The organism is Aliikangiella maris (assembly GCF_040719265.1).
In the GTDB taxonomy this organism is placed as follows: domain Bacteria; phylum Pseudomonadota; class Gammaproteobacteria; order Enterobacterales; family Kangiellaceae; genus Aliikangiella; species Aliikangiella maris.
Genome location: NZ_JBFDAH010000020.1, coordinates 19980 through 42013, shown reverse-complemented (window position 1 = coordinate 42013; position 22034 = coordinate 19980). Strand labels below are relative to the sequence as shown.

Sequence of the window (22034 nt, the reverse complement as noted above, 5' to 3'; positions counted from 1 at the left end):
ATTCGTGAATAAAGAAACTGAAAAACAACAAATATTTCGTAATGCTTGCCGTGACTTTTTACATAAAGAGGCCATTCCGCAAATCAATGATTGGGAAAGCAATGGAATTATTGATAAGTCATTTTGGTTAAAAGCCGGTAAAGCAAAAATGTTGGGCATAGGTGTTGCTGAAAATTTTGGTGGTCAAGGTGAATCAGATTATCACTATCCATTAATTGTAATCGAAGAAATGCTTAAGTCGGGCGTCGATGTACCAGGTTTTGTATCCCATAATGATGTGACTGCAAGCTACATTGCAACTTTAGGTAACGATAGCCAAAAGCAGCGCTGGTTACCAGCATTATGTAGTGGCGAACTCATTGCCGCAATTGCCGTCACAGAACCCGATGGTGGTTCTGATACAACGAACATAAAAACTCAAGCCGTTTTACAAGGTGATCATTATCTGGTTAATGGTTGCAAGTCCTACATCACCAATGGCATCAACGCGGACCTGGTTGTCACGGCGGTTAAAACTTCTCAGCAAGAGCAAGGTCGCGGAATCAGTCTATTAGTGATTGAAAGAGGACTTGATGGATTTACCCGTGGTGAAAATTATAAAAAACTCGGCTGGCCTGCCAGTGATAATTCAGCGCTGTACTTTAAAGATTGCCGCGTACCTAAAGAAAATCTGCTTGGCAGAGAGAATCTGGGTAACGCTTACTTTATGGGGGCCATGCCAAGAGAAAGATTAAGTATTGCCTGTGTTGCCGTCGTTTTTGCAGAATTAATTTTTCAACAAACACTCAACTATGTTAAACACCGACAAGCTTTTGGGCAAGCTATCGGCCACTTTCAACACAATCGCTTTTTACTGGCCCAATTAGATACCGAATTAAAAATTGCCCGTATTTATTTAGAAAGCTCAATTGATAAATTTAATAAAAACCAACTCAGCGTAGTAGAAGCCGCGCAAGTAAAACTATGGACCACTGAATTACAATTTAAAGTCGCAGATCATTGCCTGCAACTTCATGGTGCATCGGGCTATCTTCAAGACTCACCTATAGGAAAAGCTTGGTCAACCAGTCGAGTACAAAAAATATATGGTGGCACCAGTGAAATTCTCAAAGAAATTATCAGTAAATCTTTAGGGCTATAACAACCAATTTAATCGAACGGGAGAAATAAATGAGTACCTCAGTATTACAAAACGAAGAATGTCAGGTAGCACGATGTACCTTTGAACAATGGAAAGCTCCTTTACAATGGGCAGCCTATGAAAAGTGGGATCTGGGTCATAACGATCATTATTGCTTTTATCATACCGACCCTGATGGCTTTTTTGTTGGCTTTGTCAATGGACAACCTGTCGCATCAATTTCCTGTGTTCGATACGGTGATCACTATGCCCATATGGGACATTATCTTGCTGAGCCCAACCAGCGAGGTAAAGGATATGGACTTAAAACCTGGGAGTATTTTCTAAAGTTTTTCGATGATTTTGTACTCGCACTAGACGGTATGCCAGAGCAAACTGAAAACTATGCCAAGTGGGGATTTACCACTTATTACAAAAACTTCAGGTTTAGCGGTCAAATTAGACAGCAATTATTAGAAGACTACCCGATTAATAATAAACATATTTCAACAATTAACTCCACCATGCTGCCCGGCATTTATGAATACGATTTTCAATGCATGGGATTAAGACGCGAAAAATTTCTGCAACATTGGTTTACCTATGAAGACAACACCGGATATGTTTATCAGACGCCAGCAGGCATTCAAGGATTATTAGGCATACGTCCATCGACTGATGGCTACCGCCTTGGACCAATTTATAGTGATAACGAAGAAATCGCCAACAGTCTGGTTATAACCGCATTAAAATCACTTCCAGACAATAGTCGAGTTACCGTTGATATTGCTGAGCGTAGTCACTCATTAATCGCTCTGTTAATTAAACTCGGAATGTCAGAAATATTTTACACTAATCGAATGTATCGAGGCACGCCCCCAACAGGCACGCCAGAAAAGATAAAAGCAATCGCTTCATTAGAGTTAGGCTAATCAGAAACTAGCTTTACTTGACATTAATTAAATAAATGAGGATTGAACTGTGGAACAAGCAACAGAAACTGATGTAAAGAATGAAAATTCAGAACCTATATTAGCACAAGAATTTGATGAAAAATCATTTCCAACCTTATTCGAATGGTTAGGAGGAAGAGATGTATTAAGAAATCTAATGAAAACATTTTATGCCAAGGTTGTCGTGGATGATTTGTTAGAACCACTATTTACCAAAATGAAAGATGACCACCCCGATCACGTAGCGATGTGGTTTGAAGAAGTGTTAGGTGGTGCCAAAATTTATACAGAAGTACGTGGTGGTTTCAAATCAATGATTGCTCGACATAGAGGTCGTAGAATACGAGCCGATCAAAGAGAGCGTTGGGTCAAGTTAATGATCGATGCAGCAGATGAAATTGGTATGCCCAGCGACCCCGAGTTTCGTTCAGCGTTTGTTGGATATCTGGAATGGGGCTCACGTCGCGCATTTAGAAACTCTCAACCCGATGCGCCGCCTTCAAAACGTACAACGATGCCCAAATGGGGTTGGGGTGAAGCGCCTCCAGGCACCTTGTAACTCAACTTCTATTAATGCATATTAAAATTATTTTCGGTAAGGGCAAGTGGTATGTGCATTGTAGATATACACCCACTTGCCAATACACTGCCAATAAAAGACAAACAATTTTTTAGTGTCAAAATATCAGTGTCAAAATAAAAGAGACAAAACAACTAGCATCAACAACATTGAATTTATCGACATTCAAGGATCATTTACCATGCAAGCAACTGAGAAAAAGATGAGTAAACCAAGAATTTTAATCGGTACTACAGGGTCAATTGACATTGTAAAACTGCCCGAATATTTAAATGCGATAAAAGAAGAAATTGATTGTCATCTTAGCGTATTAATGACTCCAACAGCACTTACATTTTTTCCTGCAGAAACGATGGCAATCTATGCCGACAGAGTGATCAGCGGCGACCAACCTGTAGACTGGCCGACAGATAAACCCTCTAAAATTGTTGCCGATCACGACATTTTACTGGTAATACCGACTACGGCGAATACACTTTCAACTGTTGCTAATGGCGGTGCGACAAATCGACTCACCACTGTCATTTTGGCAGCCGAATATCCAGTTATTTTTTTCCCTGTTATGGGCACCAGCATGTGGAATAAACCCGCCGTAAAAAGAAATATCAAGCAAATTAGAGAAGATGGTTATGAGGTTGTTGAGCCAACTAGACATGAGCATTTTGATGCAGCATTGCAACGATATGTTGGCTACCCTTCCCTGCCAACAAAAAAAGATTTCCTTGACTTAATTAATAAACGATTAAATAATCTTCGCGCGAATACATAAATATTGATAATGTATCTAAGCGTTATTAAATTAAAATTAGTTTTTAAAATGTATAATATATTTTTTCAATTTATGTAGTGCTCAATTTAAATTGTTTATGGAGGAGTAGAGTGATCTTTAATTCAGATCTATTGTTCGATACAGTCATTATTGGTGTCATAGCTACCATCGTTATGGATTTATGGGCTTTTTTACAAAAAAAAATCTTTAATATTCCCTCACTTAATTATGCCTTGGTTGGACGCTGGTTTTTATATTTTGGAAAAGGTAAATTTACCCACAATAAAATTATAGACTCAGCACCAATGCCGGGCGAAATGATTTTAGGTTGGATCATTCATTATTTAACAGGAATTATTTTTGCGGCAGTCCTGTTAATACTGGTTAATCAGTCATGGTTAAGCCAGCCAACCCCCATATTGCCGATTACCTTCGGCATTATGACCGTATTATTTCCCTTTTTAATTATGCAACCTGGATTTGGATTTGGTGTCGCAGCATCTAAGACACCAGCCCCTAATACCGCTCGGCTGCGCAGTTTAATTGCGCATACATCGTTTGCCGTGGGTTTATATCTTGCTGCGATTTTAAATAGCCTACGTTACGCAGCATAAATTCGTCCACACTATAATACACTGCACAGAATGAAGTTGCATTTTCATTCTGTGTCACCAAACGAATACCTGAATAATTTATGTGAATAGTTGAATATTTTTAGTGTAATTTTTTACGCTTTATTTTTATTCTCAGCAAATTTCAAATCAATGCTTTTTATTTCTAGTATCACTTCAGATTTATAATTTGACCTCTACATTAAAGATTATTACATGCGTATTAAATAGTTTAGCCTTCAACTATTTTATCTAATCAAACTGTAGTGTATTTTTTTAAGCTAGATTAAATAATGTATCCCCGATAAAAAAGTGGTTAATTTCAAGTAAGTTATGGATTTAAATAATTTAATTAGAAATCAATAAAATCTCGCCTAATTCAAATGTACAAATACACAAAAATAATGTGAAAGACGACACCTTTTGTCGTTATCTTACTTGTTAGACTTTTTGGAATATTTATTCTCTCTTTTCGATATTTAAAATGGAGTTAAACGTGCAAACAATCGGTCACTTTATTCAGGGGAAAATTCATCTTAATCTGGAGCAAAACAAATTACCGGTATTTAATCCAGCGATAGGTGAGCAGGTTTCACAAGTTATAATTGCCGACGAACACCAGATTCAAAGCACTATAAAAACAGCTCAGCAGGCTTTTGCATTATGGTCACTAACCAGTCCAGCAAAGCGTGCACGTGTTTTATTTAAATTTAGAGAACTTCTAGAAAAAAATCTCGAGCGTTTAGCGGGAATCATTACACAAGAGCATGGTAAAACATTTGCCGATGCGAAAGCAGAAGTGATTCGTGGACTCGAAGTTATCGAATTTTCATGCGGCATATCGTCGCAGCTTGGCGGGCAGTTTTCAGATAATGTTAGCACTCAAGTTGACTGCACTGGTTTCCGTCAGCCGATCGGGGTTTGTCTGGGCATAACACCATTTAACTTTCCGGTAATGGTACCATTGTGGATGATTCCGGTGGCGATTGCCTGTGGTAACTGTATGATACTAAAACCCAGTGAAAAAGTTCCTTCTGCCAGTTTGGTATTAGCCGAACTATTACAGCAGGCGGGATTACCTAACGGTGTATTTAATGTATTACAAGGTGATCATACAACCGTTAAACACTTATTAGCACACCCCGAAATTAGCGCTGTCAGTTTTGTTGGTTCCACCCATGTTGCACAATCGATTTATCAACAAGCAACCCTTAGCAATAAGCGAGTACAAGCACTCGGTGGTGCTAAAAATCATTTAGTTGTTATGCCCGATGCCTCTCAGCATGAAGTTGCTGACGCGCTAATTGGTGCGGCATTTGGTTCAGCAGGTGAACGTTGTATGGCTATTTCTGTCGCCGTTGTAATCGGAGAGGACAATGCCAATACGCTAAGTAAAATATTGGTTGACAAAATCAATCAACTGAAAGTTGCTCCAGGAGATCAGTCAGATACCGATATGGGACCATTAATTACTGCGGAACATTTAAACAAAGTCAAAAACTACATTCAGTCGGGTGTTGAACAGGGAGCAAAACTAGTCGTCGATGGTCGTCAAAAAACTTTTGCACCAACCAATACCGGATTTTTTATTGGCGCTACGCTATTTGATGAAGTGACAAGCGACATGTCAATTTATCAAGAAGAAATATTTGGCCCAGTATTATGTCTTGTTCGTGTTAACGATCTGGATGAAGCAATTACACTGATTAATCAACACCAATATGCCAATGGTACTTCAATTTACACCCAAAGCGGACAAGCAGCCCGACATTTTTCGCGGAATATTCATGTTGGTATGGTGGGAATTAATGTTGCTATTCCGGTTCCTGTTGCCTTCCACTCTTTTGGTGGCTGGAAAAGTTCACTATTTGGCGATCATCACATTCATGGCGAAGAAGGCGTTCGCTTTTATACTCGATTAAAAACAGTTACCAGTAGGTGGCAAACTGCTGGTATCGCATCATCAGAAGAACACTCAGCTTTTATTATGCCGACATCCCGTTAAATAAATTGAGAAAACATCTTCTTTTAAAAATAGATAACAATAAATGACAATGAATAGCATAGCAGCCAGTTACGATTATATTATTGTTGGTGCAGGGTCAGCAGGTTGTCTGCTGGCTAATCGCTTAACAGAAGATGCAAAGACTACCGTACTGCTAGTTGAAGCTGGTAAAGATGATCGATATCCGTGGGTGCATATTCCTGTAGGCTATCTGTATTGTATGAATAACCCGCGAACTGACTGGCAATTTAAAACAGAAGCCGAACCAGGTTTGAACGGACGTGTTTTAAATTATCCACGAGGAAAAGTGCTGGGTGGCTGTTCATCAATTAACGGTATGATTTACATGCGCGGACAATCTGAAGATTATGATCATTGGCAACAACTGGGTAATCCAGGCTGGAGCTGGAAAAATGTTTTACCTTACTTTATTAAATCACAAAATCATTTTTTAGCTGATGACAAATATCAGGGAACCGATGGTGAACTAAGAGTTGAAAAGCAACGCTTGTCATGGGAGATTTTAGATGCGTTTGCCAATGCTTGTGAGTCTATTGGTATTCCCAAAATTGATGACTTTAATCGAGGAAATAATGCTGGCGTAAGCTACTTTTTGGTGAATCAAAAATCGGGTTGGCGCTGGAGCTCTGCAAAAGCCTTTTTAAAACCAGCCGCCTATCGTGACAACTTAACTATCTTAACCCAAGCTCAAGCAGAGAAAATATTGTTTGATGGTAAATCTGCTCGCGGTATCCAAATCAATCAGCATAATCAGCGACGAGAATTTTCGGTCAATAAAGAACTGATATTATCTGCAGGTGCAATTGGTTCACCGCAATTATTAATGTTATCGGGCATTGGTCCCAGCCATCATTTACAATCGTTTAATATCCCGGTGGTTCATCATTTACCTGGTGTAGGTGAAAACCTGCAAGATCACTTACAAATTCGCTGTAGTTTTCGAGTCTCTGGTGTAAAAACGCTCAATCAGCAAGTAAACAGCTGGTGGGGAAAATTGAACATTGGTCTTGAATATTTAATCAAACGCTCAGGCCCTATGTCGATGGCCCCCAGTCAACTTGGTGTATTTGCCAAATCGGATCCACAACTGAGTAGACCGGATCTGGAATATCATGTCCAACCATTATCCTTAGAAAAATTTGGTGATCCGCTTGATCCATATCCCGCATTTACCGCGAGCGTTTGTCACCTTCGACCAGAAAGTCGGGGCAACATTCAATTACAATCAGATTCGCCATATATACAACCCAAAATAAAATTAAATTACCTGTCTGCCGAACGGGACCGAGTAGTTGCCGCCAATGCAATACGTCTTACCCGCAAAATTGTTGCTCAACCCGCACTGTCAGCCTATCGCCCAAAAGAGATAAAGCCAGGCATCGAATTTTTAAACAATGAACAGTTAGCGCAAGCTGCTGGTAATATTGGTACAACAATTTTTCATCCAGTGGGTACAGCCAAAATGGGTGATGATCCCATGGCTGTCGTTGATAGTCGCTTAAGAGTCATTGGCATTGACAAGTTGCGTATAGTTGATGCTTCGATTATGCCCACCATCACTTCAGGCAATACACACGCCCCAACAACGATGATAGCAGAAAAAGCAGCGGATATGATTCGAGCCAGTAGTTAAATAAATCGGTATTTGATATTCAGCGTAACAATGATACTTGTATTAAAGATTGATGATTGAGGCTTCAACTCGCGAATAACTTTATCGCTAATCTGAGCATTTACTTTTTATTAAATCATACATATTGATTAGGTTATATGCTTTAATTATTTTAGTTGTGTTAGATTCTTTACTAACAGCTTATACCAGAAATTTTAAATTTTCTGGCATAAGTTTAGTAAAAAATTAAGCCCACTTAAAAACGATATTTGTATTCAACAAAAACTTCTCGTCCAAATGCATTGTAAACTCCGGCATTGAAATACGGAACCACCACCGAGGTTGTATCAACGGGCGCTTCTTCATCGGTCAAATTATTAATAATCAACTCCAACTTGGATTGTGCATCTATCTGATATCCCAAGTTCAAGTTATAAGTTGTCCAAGGATCTATCATTCCAGTTTCATCAAATAAAGCCGTCTCACCTATACGATTGACAAACAAATTGATATCAAATGAGGCCATTGCCCATAATACTGAAAAACGCAATTTTTCATAAGGTTCAAATTGTTTGCGAATATCTTCAACCGGATCATCAGAAAACTCTTGTATATTGTAATCCAGAATATAACTGTAACTCAGTTCTGCACGCCATAGTCCCGAGTCGGCAGTTGGTAAGGTGTACCGAATATTGGCATCAACACCATTTTGTTCTAAAAATGAATTATTGATCGGCTGCAAACTAACACCAGTTAAAAACCCATCATTCGTGCGAATAGTTCTATTGAGCGCATCGGTACATTCTGCTGAGGAGCTATCAACCGAATCACCATTTTCTTTTTGACCAATTAAACAATCGGCTTCACGCGACAAGAGCTTTTCAACATTCATAGAGACGACAATATCTTCTAATTCTAACTCATAGTAATCGAGAGAAACCGAAAAGTTTTCGTTTGGCTGTAGCACTAAACCGACACTATTTGACTTCCCTTCTTCTTCTTTGAGCTGTTTAGATCCACCTGAAATAATATCCACCGATTGACGAAATGGGCAATCATCTCCAAAACCATTTAAGCGACATAAATAGGTATCTTGAGAAACACCAAATAACTCGGTTTGCTCAGCAAAAACATAGTGCATGTCAGGAGCTCTAAAACTGGTTGCCGTTTTAGCCCGCAATAAAAGCATTTCCGATGGACGAAACTCAACACCGACATTATAGGTTAATGCATCATCAACATCGGTTTCATCATCATACTTATCGTAACGCAAAGCGCTGGTTAAAATGACTTGCTCACCAAGCGGCGATCTCACTTCAAAGCCAACAGCATAACGATCACGTTCGCCACCGCCAATAGTTGACCCCATAAAATAAAATGGGTCATCACCAGTACTAAATAAATTAGGATCTGGGTCAATATCATATTTCTGGCTAGCATATTCTACCACTAAAGCATATCCAGCAGGTTCCGTCGCACTCTCATACAACTCACCAGAAAGAATTGCTTGTAGCGTTGTCGAGTGTGAATCCGCATCATTATAATACTCACCCGATAAAGTCTGATAAATTTCAGGGGTCAGTGGTTTATCAAAATTTTCTCGATTAAGTGGATAATAGGGATCAGTGACGGTGTCATTTGATAAAAAATATTGATTAACCGCATTGGTTTTAAATGCAAAGCCCGTATTTTTAAACTTGGCAATACTATGCGAGAGATTAATTTCATAGTCATTAGTCTCACCAAAAGTACCACGCATCCCCGCAGAAATATTAAAGCTGGATTCATCAAATTTCTCACTGCGCGTACCTAATTCATTAATTGAAAATAAGCGACGTGCGTCAATTTGTGGTGTCTGAAAAAAATAAAACCGCTCCCAAGGAATCGATTCAGAAGTATTATCCCATAACATAATAGTCGCATAAATTTCGCGATATTCGCCTAAGTTATGGCTCACGTTAAAAAACGCATTAAGCCATTCTCTTTCGTTACGTAAACTATTTTCACCAATATTGTCATAATCACAATAATACCCACCATAGGGTAATGGTTGACCGGGCTCACCTGGTGCTGGAAATAATACACGGTTGAACGAGGAAAATTGCTCACAAATTCCAGCAGGATCAACAAAGGGATACCCGTCACCATCTGCATCTTGAAAAGGCGTATTAATCAGCCAGCCCAAGCCATAACCGTCGTTAGCATTAATCGCAGGAATATCATCGATACTATCAAGATAATCTCGATCATCACCCGTGATCAGCCCGGTATTAAAATACTCCAGTGCATAAGTCATATTGGTTTTAGCGAAATTTTTTCCACCAGAAAATTGAATACGATAAGTGTCACCACCACCTTCAGTTGTAGTACCAGCTCTTAAACTGATTTGATGGTCACTCACGGCAGTTTTGGTAATAATATTAATAACCCCTGAAATAGCATCCGATCCATAAATAGATGATGCGCCACCGGTCATTATCTCAATACGCTCAATGATCCCTGCAGGAATTTGTGCCAGATTAACAAAGTTACTCTCGCCACCAAATGGCATTGGATAGTCAGAAATACGCTGACCATTAAGTAAAACCAGGTTTCGTCCTGGCCCAAAACCTCTTAAATTGACCGCATAAGCATTTTGTACTGTTGCGGCAGCCTGTTCAGATTCAACAAACCCAGTTGCCTGCGAAAGTGAACGCAACGCTTCGGCAACTGTTGAAAACCCTTGTGCTTGAATATCTTCAGCGGTCAAGGTAATGACCGAAGAAGATCCTTCAAGTTCGGTTCTGGCTATCCTTGACCCCGTAATAATGATTCGTGAGTTCTCATCCGATACGTTAGTATTATCTTGCGCAACTATTGAACTTGGTGTAAGTGTACTTAGCAACATTAAATGTGCTGCACTATATGTGAATATATTTGTTTTCATTGTTTTATGAATACCTCTAATCAATCTTTTAGAGTAAACCGCTTGTTACTCCACCCAAAATGTTAAAGCATTTTACTGATTGAAGACCAATGAAAAACCATACTGATAAAACTAAACAAGTTATACATTTTAAAATATGACTTGCTTATCAAAAACTTACCAGTGCAATAAAAATGAAAAAATTCTCAGCATAATTTTACTTTTTTGCAAACCCAAAAATTAACAACATATCTGTGTAATAACTCCCTCAACAAAAATGATTTATCTCAAAAACAGATTGATGCGCTCAATATAATTGATATTGAATTTTTCCGTTCAGGCCGCAAAAAACAAAATTTAACTTTAAATTTATTTGATCTGATTGATTTAACACACACCTCAAATCGGTTAAGATGCCGAGTCATAATAGCAAGATGTTTTCATCAAGCTATTGACAATCATAAGTTTGACAAAAAGCTCTGTTTAATAAAAAACATCAAAGGAAATGGAAAAATGAAATTGCTATACGATTCAAAACTGTTGCGTACCCTACTCACAGCTTCAACTTTAGCATTGTTATCAAACACTGTCGTCAGTAAAACCGGTGAAAATGCTCATAACCAAACAGAAAAGCACCGACCAAAACAAGCACATCAATTCACTCAATCGGCCAACTTGATTGAAACACTGTCTCCTCAGCTACAACTTTTACTCAAACAAGAGATGCAAGCCATCCAAAAAGGTGTACAAACAATTATCTCAGCGTTTGCCGCTGGTGAGTTTGCAACAATCAAGCAGACGGCTCAACAGATTAGCGATAGCTTTATTTTTAAGAAAAAACTAACGGCATCACAAATTGACGAACTACACAACAATTTAACTCCTGCCTTTATCCAACTAGACAACAACTTTCATTACTATGCTGGCATGTTGTCACATGTTGCCGAAAAGGAAAAAGCGGAACTCGTTAACTTTTACTTGGGTAAACTGACCGAATCCTGCTTTGCCTGTCACTCCCAATTTGCCACACACCAATTTCCAGCTTTTAAGAACAGTCAAACCGACGAAAAACACCATCACCAAAATAATAATCAATCACACCATTCCCATGAATAATGAATAGGTTAAAGTTGATTACAAGATAGACAGTTTATTGGCGGATATAAATAACTGATTGATAACCTCAAAATCCTTATTGAGGTTATCACAAGAAAGTGATTAGCTACTAATCATTAAAATCCAGGAAAAGCAGTAAACCAGTCAGTCGCGGTAGCAGATTTTCCTTTGCTGTTAGTAACGGTTACTTTAACGCGAATGGTTTGCATCGAAGCAGGATTAGGTACCACAATATCAATTTCTTCCAAATTAGGATTTGGAATACTCGCATTACCACTAACAATCTCCCAACGATAAGTTAAAGCTAAAGGCGGATTATTACCGTCACTAGAATTAGCGGCACTGGCGTGAATTGTGTCTGCACCAAATGTAAAAAAGCTACTTAACCGAATACTGGCCGTTGGCGGATTAGCAGGACCATCATCTTTTGGCTTATGCACCACAGAAACGGTAGTAGTATCTGATTTACCAGCACTGTTAGTAACAGTCAGTTCAAGAACAACTGTTTGCTGAGTTTGTGTATCACCAAAGCTCACATCAACAATCTTATTTTCGGGACTACTAATTTTTGCGTCACCCTGAGAAACTCGCCAAGCATAAGTTAAAGATAAAGGCGGATTATTCTGATCACTTGATCCTTCAGCGCTAGCTTGAATAACACCCTCGCCAATAATTTCACTTTGACTAACACTCGCGTTAGCTATCGGAGCTTCAACTGGCGTATCATTATTGGGTTTGTGAACAACCGTTGCAGTTGCGGTATCCGACTTACCTTCACTATTAGTTACAGTAACCTCTAAAATAACCGTCTGTTGAGTCTTGGTTTCAGCAAAATTTACATCGACTTGTTTTTGATTAGGACGATCAATACTTGCCAGACCTTGAATAACTCGCCATGAATAAGATAACGCTAATGGCGGATTATTTGGATCAACAGAACCTTCAGCGTCAGCTTTAATTGTTCCCGTACCAATAATTTCACTTTGACTGACACTGGCTTTAGCAATAGGTGCCTCGACAGGCGAGCCATCTTTTGGTTTATGCGTGACTTCAACCGTTTCAGTTGAGGTACGAGGATCATTAAAGACAAATCCATCATATACCGTAACTTCCAATACAACTTTTTGGGTCACATTGGTATCCGAAAATTCAACCGTTGTTGTCATCGATTCAGGTGATAAAATTGTTGCCTCTCCTTCAATCACTGCCCAAGAATATCTTAAGAAAAAGTCAGTATTTCTTTCTCGATCTTCAGATCCCGCAGCAGAAGCAATAATAGAACCTTTGCCTTCAATAACTTCTTGATCAACACTCGCCATAGCGATAATTCCATTCGCTGGAATTTCAGAAGATGGCTTATGCTTGATACGTGCAGTAGCAACGGCAGACAGCCCCTTGCTATTGGTTACCGTGAGCTCAGCAACAACACTTTGCTCAGTTTGGCGATCTTGAAAAATCACTTCAACATCCTGTTGATTCGTATTGCTTAATGTCGCCACACCTTCTGTAATACGCCAGCTATAACTAATATCAAGATCGGGATAATTTGTATCAGTAGAACCAGAAGCACTTACTAATACTTTACCAGCACCATAAACTTTACTTTGGCGAGCTTTAGCAATCGCTAACGGTTTTAGTACGGTATCAGACGTTTGTACAACAAATACTTCATCGCCAGATACCTTATTATCACTATTAGTCACTATTAAACGAAACAGAATTCGTTGACCACCCAAGCGTTCATCGATTTGTACATTTGTCGTTTCTGCGGTTGGATTGTCAATCGTGACATTTTCGCCTTCAATCACCGACCAATTGTAACGCAGTGCTAAATTATTAGGATCAGTCGAAGCGGAACCACTTAAACTGACGGTTGCACTCCCATGAATTGTATCAGGCGTTGCTGTTGCTTTTGCTACAGGCGCATCGGGATCGGCTTCACCAGGACCAGTGTACAGTAAGCGGTTCGGAGAGTTGGCACCAATTCCCGTTAACTTATCTTTAGCCGACATGGCAATCATACGATCGATGATTTGATGTACACTGTCATTAGGATATCGTTGCCATAATAAAGCCGCCGCACCAGCGATATGAGGCGTAGACATTGAGGTGCCAGTCATACTGGTATTGCTGGAATTATCACGAAAGTTAGCCGAAACAATATAAGTGCCAGGTGCCCACATATCAATACACGCACCATATTGCGAACTACTACTGCGTTGATCATCTGCGGTCGAATTTCCTGCGGTAACTATTTTACGCGCACTACCAGGCGAATCGCAGCCTTCGTGCCCGGCATTACCCGCCGCAGCAACCACAAACACACCAGCATCAATAGCGGCATCCGAAGCATCATCAAGCGCCTGATCATGCTCAGAGTCACCTAAACTCATATTAATAATGGCAGGTCTTTCACCATTTTGTACTACCCACTGAATCGCATCAATGATTCGATCATTGGGTCCTGAGCCAGCACAGTTTAATACACGAACAGCGTGAATTTTTGCTTTTTTGGCAACCCCATATTCAGTCCCTGCGGCAATACCAGCAACATGCGTTCCGTGGCCCTGACAATCAATACCATTTTGGCCATCGTCAAATACATCTAAATCAATCTGCACCCGTCCAGTAAATTCTTGGTGGTTTGGATTAATACCAGTATCTAATACATAAATATGAACCCCAGTACCATCATCACCATACGTATAAGATTTTGATAGTGGCAAATCTTCCTGATCGATTCGATCTAATCCCCAGTTTTTTGGATCAGTTTGTGTTTGAGGTGCTAACGTTGTAGCATTATTCACATTAACATCATACTTGTAGCTATCAGAAATTCTGGAAGTCCCATTAGCTTGAATATATGCAACATTAGGATCATTGGCCAGCGTTTTTAACCCCGCTTCATCTACAGTTGTTGAAAACCCATTAAATCCAAAGCTATAAGTACTACCAAGTTTACCACCTGCTTTTTCAGCCAGACTCGATGCCATTGCACTAATACTGGCACCACCACTGGCGGTGGCCTCATTTTTCTTGAATACAACAATATAGCTACCGGGTACTTTGTTGGTTTTATTTAATCCGTATACCGGTGTTTCTCCCATAATAGTGACAGAGTTATCTGCACGAAGTGTGAATGAAAATATGAGTGCAATAAAAATTGCAAACAAAGTGATATTGTTCCTTAAATATTTTTTGCCATACATAATATAGGCCTCTTTAAATTTTTGATTTGTTTATGACGTATTAACTTTTATATTGCCAATATAATTTCATTAATAGTTTTTATTTTTTTAAAGCTGCGTCCGTATGCACTAAAAAAGCCGTTCAACTACAACCAATAGTCTGATTAGCTTTTTCGGGCGTTAGATTACTCGGTTATAACAGGCGTTTCAAGTTAATTAGTTACTACTAATTATTCTCTAATTCTCTTCGTCAACCAAGCAAATCCCACAAAAATAAGAAAATAGTTTTCAATAAAATTTAAAACTACTCACATAAAACTTTAAAGTACACAACTACCTTACTAAAATATTTTTTAACCCTTTTATTTAAAACTTAATCAAACAGAATTGGCACCACACTCAGTCCCACAATAATTGCAAATGCAAAAATGTATTTTTAAAGCAAGTGATTTTTTAATATTGAGAAGCAAGAATATGCAAGCAAGCAGCGCTTGAAAAATCGGACAGAAAAATCGCTTTTTCTTTCAAAAAAACAATCAAAGATAAAAGACAGAATCAGAAAGTAAGACAGGTTTTTACTGCAAAAAAATAAAAACCTGTACATAAAAGTTAAGCAAATTAATCATCCATGAGTCATTGTAAACAATTCGCCTAATCCTATTGGACTACCTGAACAGGTCTATTGCTGAGAAGATTAGCAACAACATCATCAAGCAAATAAAGCAAATCTGCTTGAGGCATTACGGCTGACAAATATTGATGCATGTTGATACCTTCTTCCGGAATCCCAAACTGTTGCCATATTTGAATCAACTCTTTATTTCCAATTTGTTGTTGCGAAAGCGATATGGGATTATGCCGCGAAGAAATAGCTGCCAACTGTGCAATTTTATCGCGCCAAATAATGAACTGGCTGTCAATCTGATCAACTGCCTCTCTGAGTTTTTGTTCGACCGACTCGATGATGTTAACTGCTTTGAACCGTTCTGCTTTTCTTTTACTTAAACCAGGATTATCTAAATTGCCGCCTTCAACAGTCGCTAACAACTTACCTCTCTCAGCGGCAATCATACTTGATAACGGATGTCTTAGCCGAGCTAATTCATCATCGATTTTGATTAGCCATTTTAAAGTACTGGAAATAAAGTTTGCACTATTGGTTTGATATTGATTTATTAATTTTTGGCTTTCAATTAATGCATCAACAAGTTTTTCTCTGATATAAGCTTGCATAATGTTAATAGCCTCAAGTTATTCTGGTGAGAGAAGATTACTTGTACTACCATCATCATGCTCAATTACCCCCCACTCCAAACCTTCTTCGCGCAAAGTCAGTTTAATACGCGCAGAGTTAGCTGGGGTACTTTTATCTTTGATTTCCGAAGTAATAACATTAACGTTTAATTTAGAAATCCCGGCTTGTCGCTCAAAAGCAGCATCGCGTGCATCATGGCGAAGATTACGTTGAACATCTCTGGTCGACTCGACAGAAAGCTTTAACTTATTTTTTCTAACTAGCTGAATAAATATTCTTTCAGATACTCTGCCAACCGTTTCTTTAGAAATTAACTTACCAGCCCGACTAAACTTATTGAGTTTTTCCAACTCAACCAACATGGTTTTCTGATATTCATTTAAAAAGGCTTTACTCGGATTAAAGTCTTTTTCCTGTTTAGCACTTTCATTAAGACTAGTCAGTAAATCTTTAACAATCAGTTCTTTCGGACGAAGCTCATTGGCTTGTTTTTCTTGGTGTGATTCAATTAATACAGGTATATCGATTATCAATTCTGGAATTCTAAGGCGCGGCACCGACATACCGGCTAATAAAGGGTTTTCTTTATAGTGTTCGGCAATATTTGCACTTTCTTCGTCAGAGATTCGTCTTGCATGTGAAACACCTGACAGTATCATTCCCAAAAAATCGTCTAAATCTGCCATTTTAAGTTCCTTTACTCTTTGCTATTACGCATCGATTTAATTGTTAATTTTTTTAATTATCCATATCTACCACTTTGTTGAATAATCAATTTATATTTCTATGCTAAATATTCGAATTTTTAAATTATAAAAATATATTCAAACAAAATAGACTGCGATAAAAAACGCAGTCTATCTTTTACAATTTATTTTGTTGTAGTTGCGGGTACTTCTTCAATTGCATTTTCTAAAATACCCAGTAGTCGCTCTGTACCTGCAGGCAATTCATCTTGAACGGCACGTACATGAACTTTCATTGAATAAGTCCGTTCAGCTTTAGAACCAGAAGTTGACTGTTTCTGAAAAGAATAACCCACTTTCAGTTTAGCAGAAACAGGTCCCCAACCGCCTTTAGCACTTAAGCTACTATTGAGTTTATGGTTTGATGAAGTAGTGCTTTCTTGAACAGAATTAATTTTTGCATTGAAATCAACAGTCGTTTCTTCAACACGAATAAAAGGAATCGGTAGCATAGTTAACAAAGGTACTGTCAGTTTGAATTTTTTAGGTGTTAAAACCGTGTTACCTGATTTGTCGGTCTCCTCTACAGCCTTCATATATTCAAAGTCGACCATTTGAGGTGCATAGTCAGCTTTACCTTCTTCACCTTGAAACCCAACCGATTTAATAAAATCAACTGAAGTTATCGCCGATTGTGTTTGCGCTCTCACCACTGCATTGAGAGGGCCACCAATCATTGACTCAAAATCTAAGCTTGCTAGTTCTTGGCCGATTGCCATGTTGCATCTCCTTAAAACAGTTGTCCCAACATAAAGTTATTCGACAGACCTGTTGGGAGGATCAAATGTCCGCCGAGCTCTTGAAACGTTGTGGTTAATTACAGCAAAAATTAACTCTCCTGAGTTAAGTATAAAAAAAGAGCCTTTTCAAATCGAATATCTATATACATCTCAATTAGTAGCGATCATCAATATCAACTTAAAAAACTGTTTAAAAAAAATCGAACTCATAATATTTTTATATATCAACGATAATAGCGCTTGCATTTCATATAATTTAATGAGATATCTCATTTATAAATATTTATGTTAGGCAGTATGATATTATGCAAAAAGAAAATTGTTCAGATAAATGCGCAGAGCGTTATGTAGAAATTAGTCCACAACAAGCTGAGTGGTCACAGTCTCACACTTTAGGTAGTCAATTACCTTATGTTTTTGAAAATGGTCTCCAATTTAATGGTTTTAATGCAAAGTGCAGCGGTTGCATGAACCAGGTTGAATCCGCCAACCTAAGAGGAAGCCTCACTCATGTCAGTGATAATCGCTGTGTTCTAGTTGCCAAAGGTTATTGCCAACCTTGCAATGGCATAACCAGTTATAGTTTCATTTTAACCGCTGGTGATGAACTGAAAGCGGAAATATTTGATGCTGATATTATGCCAGGTAGCGGTGGATTGAATTAGCTCAAATAAACAGATACCACGCACGCAGCAAATTAATAAAATATTGTTACCTAAAATGTTAATAATCAGTTTTTATTTGCATCAACCAAACAAGTTATTTATTCATCACAATTGTTATCAGGTTCAATACTAAGGTGAATTAAGTCACCTTAGTCTATAAAAATAAACTCAACATACAATCGAACTTTTGTGAAGTTGATTCTTGTTTTTGTCAATATAATCCTATAACCTCCTACCAGTTTAAATCGACTCAAATATCAACTCGGTTTGGTATAAAGCATAATGAAAAAATATCGCCTGCTTTAAGGTAGGTTTTAGTCATGGATGAATTTACTTATGAATGAATTTACTTATAGACAAATCTCATCATAAGTTAACATAGTGGCGGTATACTTAATTCAAGTTGCATCCACTCACCGCGTCGGCAATAAGCCAGGCCGGTAGAGATAATCAACAAATAATAACGTTGTAAGCATTGTAATTTAGGGCACTACTGCATATGGCATTTTTAGATGGCTTTCAATTTTACTTATTCTCTGCATTAAAAGGCCGAGTTCATAATAATGGCACCCCCTTAATTGGTGCGCGATTAACCCGAACAGCACTAGACACTTACAATAATAAAACTTACACCGATATTACGCAAACCGACGAACAAGGTTTGTTTTCATTTTCACCTGTTAAAATCTGGATTTTTCGCCCGCTGTTACATCATGAGTCTAGGCAAACTATAAACATTGAGTTTCACGGACAACATAAACTTGCCTGGAAAATGACTAAAAACTGCTTGCACCACGGCGGAGAAATTGCTTATCAAGAAGATGCAAAAATGACACCGATTGAAGTAGATTGTAATTGGGCAAACGATGAAGATAAAGAACAAGGCATTATTAAAAAAGTAAAAATTTCAATGGTATTAACTGGTATTGCAACAATTATTAATGTTAAAAACTCAAGCTAAAAATTTACATTAAGGACTGACTAATGGTTAAAAGTAAATTAACTCCTGACGAAGCAGCAAGCGCTGCACAAGCAGCTTACAGCTTTAAAACAACCAGCAACATTAGTGAAGTATTTAAGGAAAGAAGTCTTAAGGAGCTATTTTCTTCAGCGGAAGAAAGCAGCGAAAGATTCAAGGGAAAATCAGGTGCATTCGGCTTTAAAACATTGATTGGCTTTGGGGTGATCGCCATGGGTGTTGGACGATTTGAGAATCATGCTTTATTAGCATGTCGTGGTACGAAGACTTTTCAAGATGTTTTAACTGATATTAATCCTGCACTACGTGGCACGGGTTCGGGCTCATTGGTTCATAGTGGCTTTGTCAGAAATTTTGCCACTTTCAAAGATAATATTCACCGCTTTATTACCGCCAATCGTCCTGAAGTAATTCACTGTGTAGGTCATAGTCTTGGCGGGGCACTGGCAACCTTAAGTGCTGACAGCATTATTCATAGTAATCAAGCCAAACAAACGGTGTTATATACATTTGGTTGCCCAAGAGTTGGAACTCACGGTTTTGCCAGCAAGCTAAGTTCTCACAGTTTATTGGGCGTTAATAACATTCATCGAGTCTATCACTCTAATGATCCAGTAGCGATGTTTCCCTTATGGCCATTTGTCCATGCACCAGTACCAAGAGGCGAATGCTATATTGGTTGCGAAGGATTTTCTTTACATCCTGGTAAACACTCAATGAATGTTTATGAAAGCAGCGTCGAAGGTAAAACTTGGAGCGATCTTCGTCGACCTCATCCAACCTGGAATAGTCGTCATCAAGATTGGGTGGAAGCAATGGAGAGGTCAGGCAACTCAGGCTTGTCGTTGGCAAAATTATCTATTTTAAATGTCGCCTTAAATTATATGTCACGCAAAGTGTTTAAAGTAACGTTTACTGCGCTTCAATTAGGTGTCATGGGCGTAACAACTGTTCTTGACCAGATATCTTATATGCTTGATAAAGCCGCTAATATGTCAACAGAAAATAAGGGGCTCGTTTCCAAAATCGTGAACTTTGTTTTAAGAATATGTGGCCAATCAGCCCGAGCAATTCCAACAATTACCATTGCTACTATTTATCATGCATTCCGTAGTTTAATTAAAATTGCTGCCGGCACAGCCAATTTAGCCTTAAATGCAGCCAGATAATTTTATTCTCATTAATCTAACTAGGAGCCCAAGTTAAAATTTCTATATTGTGATATTTAGCTGGTGGCTTCTGACTTTAGAGATCGTGTTGGAAGATTAATGTTCATCAAATTCAACTCTTCGCGAAAATATAACCGCATTAACACTAACCCAATATATTGAAAAAAATTAATCATTGACAATTAACCCACTAGTTATTAATTAGCAAATATTTATGCAGCTTAGTAGTTTTTTCCCACTTAACTCACCATTTTTCGAATAAAAATAAGTTTCAAAGTAACTCAAATTTATATTTCAACAGTCAAAATAAATGACAAAATTTTCAGTTTTTTTCTCTCGAAGTTCATGGTGGCAATTTGAATGTAGCTTTATTCCAATTGATACGAAAAAACTGTTTCATGGAGCATGATTTTAATGTTTGCTAAGGCAACAACAATCACAAAAACAGCTAATACATAGTAGTTAACTTAAGTACACTCAAGATGTTTATTTAAGCATCATCATAATTAAATAAACTTAAGTTTCAAAGGGGCTTTCATTGACAAGTGTCATTCCAATATCCTTATCCGCTATATTTTTTAATTAATACTATTAAATATATGATGACTTCGTTACAAATCAAAATACCATGTTAACAAACAACAGGTCTTGCCATATAATCTGCTCCATATTTATCGCATAAACTGTTATTTTTAATATCTACTTAAAGCTATATGGCAGAGTTTATCTCTTAATAGTTAAAGCCTTAAAAAATAGCAAATATAGATTTTTTAAATTAGATTAATGCAGGGAGAGAGAAATAGATTGATTGAGTTATCTCATATTTGCTTGGCAGTCAAAATAAAAACTGAAGGCGTTATATATTCATTTCAACAATATATAAACAGTATTTTTCAGTTTAATTAAAAAATATCCATCTAAAAACTGAGGTTTAATTCGATAAGTTTGAAGCAAAAAATATTCATTCTATTTTTATGCTAATTTTTCGAGAATATATTTTTAATAATTAGAAATTTTAAAAAGGAGCGATAACCAGCTATAAAAAGCACTGCTCTATTTCTTTCAGAAGGAAAAACAAAAGCAGCTTCTTTAAAGAGATATTATCTATAAAACTTTCTAAAAAATTTCTAAAATAAAATTTACTTTTTTAAAGTTATTTTTAGGTAATTCCATTTTAAAATTTTTTTATTTAAATGATATTACCTTTAATGATATTGCCTTTAACGATTTTATCTTTAACGGTTTTATTTTTAATCATTTTACTTTAAGAGAGTATCTATAGAATAACAATCTACGTTGCCTATTATAGGTTACATGGCATAAATTTAAAAGTAAAAAAATGCTAACTATTGAGAACAAGCTATGAATACAGAACAGACACTAGATTTAAAGGGTTTTACCTGTCCCATTCCACTTTTAAGAACAAAAAAAGTACTAAAGCAAATGGCTGCGGGCGACGTGTTAAAAATACTTATTACCGATCCAAATACAAAAGGCGATCTCAATCGTTTTTGTCAACGCGGTAATTACGAAATGATCGATGAAATATCGCAGGGAGATCATGATGTATTTATTATTAGAAAATGCGACAAGGAATAAC

17 protein-coding genes are annotated in these 22034 nt (G+C 37.7%); 12 read left to right on the top strand and 5 right to left on the bottom strand.

The window, feature by feature from the left end; all coding sequences use genetic code 11:
- The first annotated feature begins 4 nt into the window (after nt 1-4).
- The 7 genes from ABVT42_RS16210 (at nt 5) to ABVT42_RS16180 (ending at nt 7692) form a co-directional block, all read left to right on the top strand.
- Entirely contained in the window at nt 5-1141 is a 1137-nt protein-coding gene (locus tag ABVT42_RS16210; RefSeq protein ID WP_353896857.1) for an acyl-CoA dehydrogenase family protein, read from the top strand.
- Between the two features lie 29 nt (nt 1142-1170).
- Nucleotides 1171-2052: a GNAT family N-acetyltransferase gene (locus ABVT42_RS16205; RefSeq protein ID WP_353896858.1), complete on the top strand. Its 882-nt coding sequence runs from the start codon at nt 1171-1173 to the stop codon at nt 2050-2052.
- A 49-nt stretch (nt 2053-2101) separates the two neighbouring features.
- Nucleotides 2102-2632, top strand: a complete 531-nt coding sequence (locus tag ABVT42_RS16200; RefSeq protein WP_353896859.1) for a group II truncated hemoglobin — start codon at nt 2102-2104, stop codon at nt 2630-2632.
- A 223-nt stretch (nt 2633-2855) separates the two neighbouring features.
- The gene (locus tag ABVT42_RS16195) at nt 2856-3422 is read left to right on the top strand and encodes a flavoprotein (protein ID WP_353896860.1); all 567 of its coding nucleotides are present in this window, start codon (nt 2856-2858) and stop codon (nt 3420-3422) included.
- A 110-nt stretch (nt 3423-3532) separates the two neighbouring features.
- The gene (locus ABVT42_RS16190; RefSeq protein ID WP_353896861.1) at nt 3533-4036 is read left to right on the top strand and encodes a DUF2938 domain-containing protein; all 504 of its coding nucleotides are present in this window, start codon (nt 3533-3535) and stop codon (nt 4034-4036) included.
- Nucleotides 4037-4529: 493 nt separating this feature from the next.
- Complete coding sequence (locus ABVT42_RS16185) at nt 4530-6038, top strand: CoA-acylating methylmalonate-semialdehyde dehydrogenase (protein ID WP_353896862.1); 1509 nt, start codon at nt 4530-4532, stop codon at nt 6036-6038.
- Between the two features lie 43 nt (nt 6039-6081).
- Nucleotides 6082-7692 (top strand): GMC family oxidoreductase, encoded by a 1611-nt coding sequence (locus ABVT42_RS16180; protein WP_353896863.1) that lies wholly within the window; start codon nt 6082-6084, stop codon nt 7690-7692.
- A 235-nt stretch (nt 7693-7927) separates the two neighbouring features.
- On the opposite strand, the gene ABVT42_RS16175 is transcribed toward ABVT42_RS16180, so the two are convergent.
- Complete coding sequence (locus ABVT42_RS16175; protein ID WP_353896864.1) at nt 7928-10597, bottom strand: TonB-dependent receptor plug domain-containing protein; 2670 nt, start codon at nt 10595-10597, stop codon at nt 7928-7930.
- A 492-nt stretch (nt 10598-11089) separates the two neighbouring features.
- Between ABVT42_RS16175 and ABVT42_RS16170 the strand changes: the two genes are divergently transcribed.
- Nucleotides 11090-11692: a hypothetical protein gene (locus ABVT42_RS16170; protein ID WP_353896865.1), complete on the top strand. Its 603-nt coding sequence runs from the start codon at nt 11090-11092 to the stop codon at nt 11690-11692.
- Between the two features lie 116 nt (nt 11693-11808).
- Here ABVT42_RS16170 and ABVT42_RS16165 read toward each other — a convergent pair whose 3' ends face one another.
- From ABVT42_RS16165 to ABVT42_RS16150, 4 genes are all read right to left on the bottom strand, one after another.
- Entirely contained in the window at nt 11809-14901 is a 3093-nt protein-coding gene (locus tag ABVT42_RS16165) for a S8 family serine peptidase (RefSeq protein WP_353896866.1), read from the bottom strand.
- Between the two features lie 636 nt (nt 14902-15537).
- Nucleotides 15538-16113 carry a hypothetical protein gene (locus ABVT42_RS16160; protein ID WP_353896867.1) on the bottom strand — a complete coding sequence of 192 codons (576 nt, stop codon included), beginning with the start codon at nt 16111-16113 and terminating at the stop codon, nt 15538-15540.
- Between the two features lie 18 nt (nt 16114-16131).
- Nucleotides 16132-16821, bottom strand: coding sequence for a hypothetical protein (locus tag ABVT42_RS16155; protein ID WP_353896868.1), 690 nt, complete (start codon nt 16819-16821; stop codon nt 16132-16134).
- 185 nt (nt 16822-17006) lie between these two features.
- The gene (locus ABVT42_RS16150; protein WP_353896869.1) at nt 17007-17600 is read right to left on the bottom strand and encodes a DUF2589 domain-containing protein; all 594 of its coding nucleotides are present in this window, start codon (nt 17598-17600) and stop codon (nt 17007-17009) included.
- Between the two features lie 326 nt (nt 17601-17926).
- Between ABVT42_RS16150 and ABVT42_RS16145 the strand changes: the two genes are divergently transcribed.
- The 4 genes from ABVT42_RS16145 (at nt 17927) to ABVT42_RS16130 (ending at nt 22033) form a co-directional block, all read left to right on the top strand.
- Nucleotides 17927-18286: a hypothetical protein gene (locus tag ABVT42_RS16145; protein WP_353896870.1), complete on the top strand. Its 360-nt coding sequence runs from the start codon at nt 17927-17929 to the stop codon at nt 18284-18286.
- Nucleotides 18287-18785: 499 nt separating this feature from the next.
- Nucleotides 18786-19247 (top strand): DUF6795 domain-containing protein, encoded by a 462-nt coding sequence (locus tag ABVT42_RS16140; protein ID WP_353896871.1) that lies wholly within the window; start codon nt 18786-18788, stop codon nt 19245-19247.
- A gap of 23 nt (nt 19248-19270) precedes the next feature.
- Nucleotides 19271-20434, top strand: coding sequence for a lipase family protein (locus ABVT42_RS16135; RefSeq protein ID WP_353896872.1), 1164 nt, complete (start codon nt 19271-19273; stop codon nt 20432-20434).
- A gap of 1362 nt (nt 20435-21796) precedes the next feature.
- Complete coding sequence (locus tag ABVT42_RS16130; protein ID WP_353896873.1) at nt 21797-22033, top strand: sulfurtransferase TusA family protein; 237 nt, start codon at nt 21797-21799, stop codon at nt 22031-22033.
- Nucleotide 22034: the final 1 nt, after the last annotated feature.

Excerpts from the sequence above, each read along its gene's own strand:
- ABVT42_RS16205 (WP_353896858.1), top strand. The coding sequence starts at position 1,171 with ATGAGTACCTCAGTATTACAAAACGAAGAATGTCAGGTAGCACGATGT.
- ABVT42_RS16195 (WP_353896860.1), top strand. The coding sequence starts at position 2,856 with ATGAGTAAACCAAGAATTTTAATCGGTACTACAGGGTCAATTGACATT.
- ABVT42_RS16180 (WP_353896863.1), top strand. The coding sequence starts at position 6,082 with ATGACAATGAATAGCATAGCAGCCAGTTACGATTATATTATTGTTGGT.
- ABVT42_RS16175 (WP_353896864.1), bottom strand. The coding sequence starts at position 10,597 with ATGAAAACAAATATATTCACATATAGTGCAGCACATTTAATGTTGCTA.
- ABVT42_RS16170 (WP_353896865.1), top strand. The coding sequence starts at position 11,090 with ATGAAATTGCTATACGATTCAAAACTGTTGCGTACCCTACTCACAGCT.
- ABVT42_RS16165 (WP_353896866.1), bottom strand. The coding sequence starts at position 14,901 with ATGTATGGCAAAAAATATTTAAGGAACAATATCACTTTGTTTGCAATT.
- ABVT42_RS16160 (WP_353896867.1), bottom strand. The coding sequence starts at position 16,113 with ATGCAAGCTTATATCAGAGAAAAACTTGTTGATGCATTAATTGAAAGC.
- ABVT42_RS16155 (WP_353896868.1), bottom strand. The coding sequence starts at position 16,821 with ATGGCAGATTTAGACGATTTTTTGGGAATGATACTGTCAGGTGTTTCA.
- ABVT42_RS16150 (WP_353896869.1), bottom strand. The coding sequence starts at position 17,600 with ATGGCAATCGGCCAAGAACTAGCAAGCTTAGATTTTGAGTCAATGATT.
- ABVT42_RS16145 (WP_353896870.1), top strand. The coding sequence starts at position 17,927 with ATGCAAAAAGAAAATTGTTCAGATAAATGCGCAGAGCGTTATGTAGAA.
- ABVT42_RS16140 (WP_353896871.1), top strand. The coding sequence starts at position 18,786 with ATGGCATTTTTAGATGGCTTTCAATTTTACTTATTCTCTGCATTAAAA.
- ABVT42_RS16135 (WP_353896872.1), top strand. The coding sequence starts at position 19,271 with ATGGTTAAAAGTAAATTAACTCCTGACGAAGCAGCAAGCGCTGCACAA.
- ABVT42_RS16130 (WP_353896873.1), top strand. The coding sequence starts at position 21,797 with ATGAATACAGAACAGACACTAGATTTAAAGGGTTTTACCTGTCCCATT.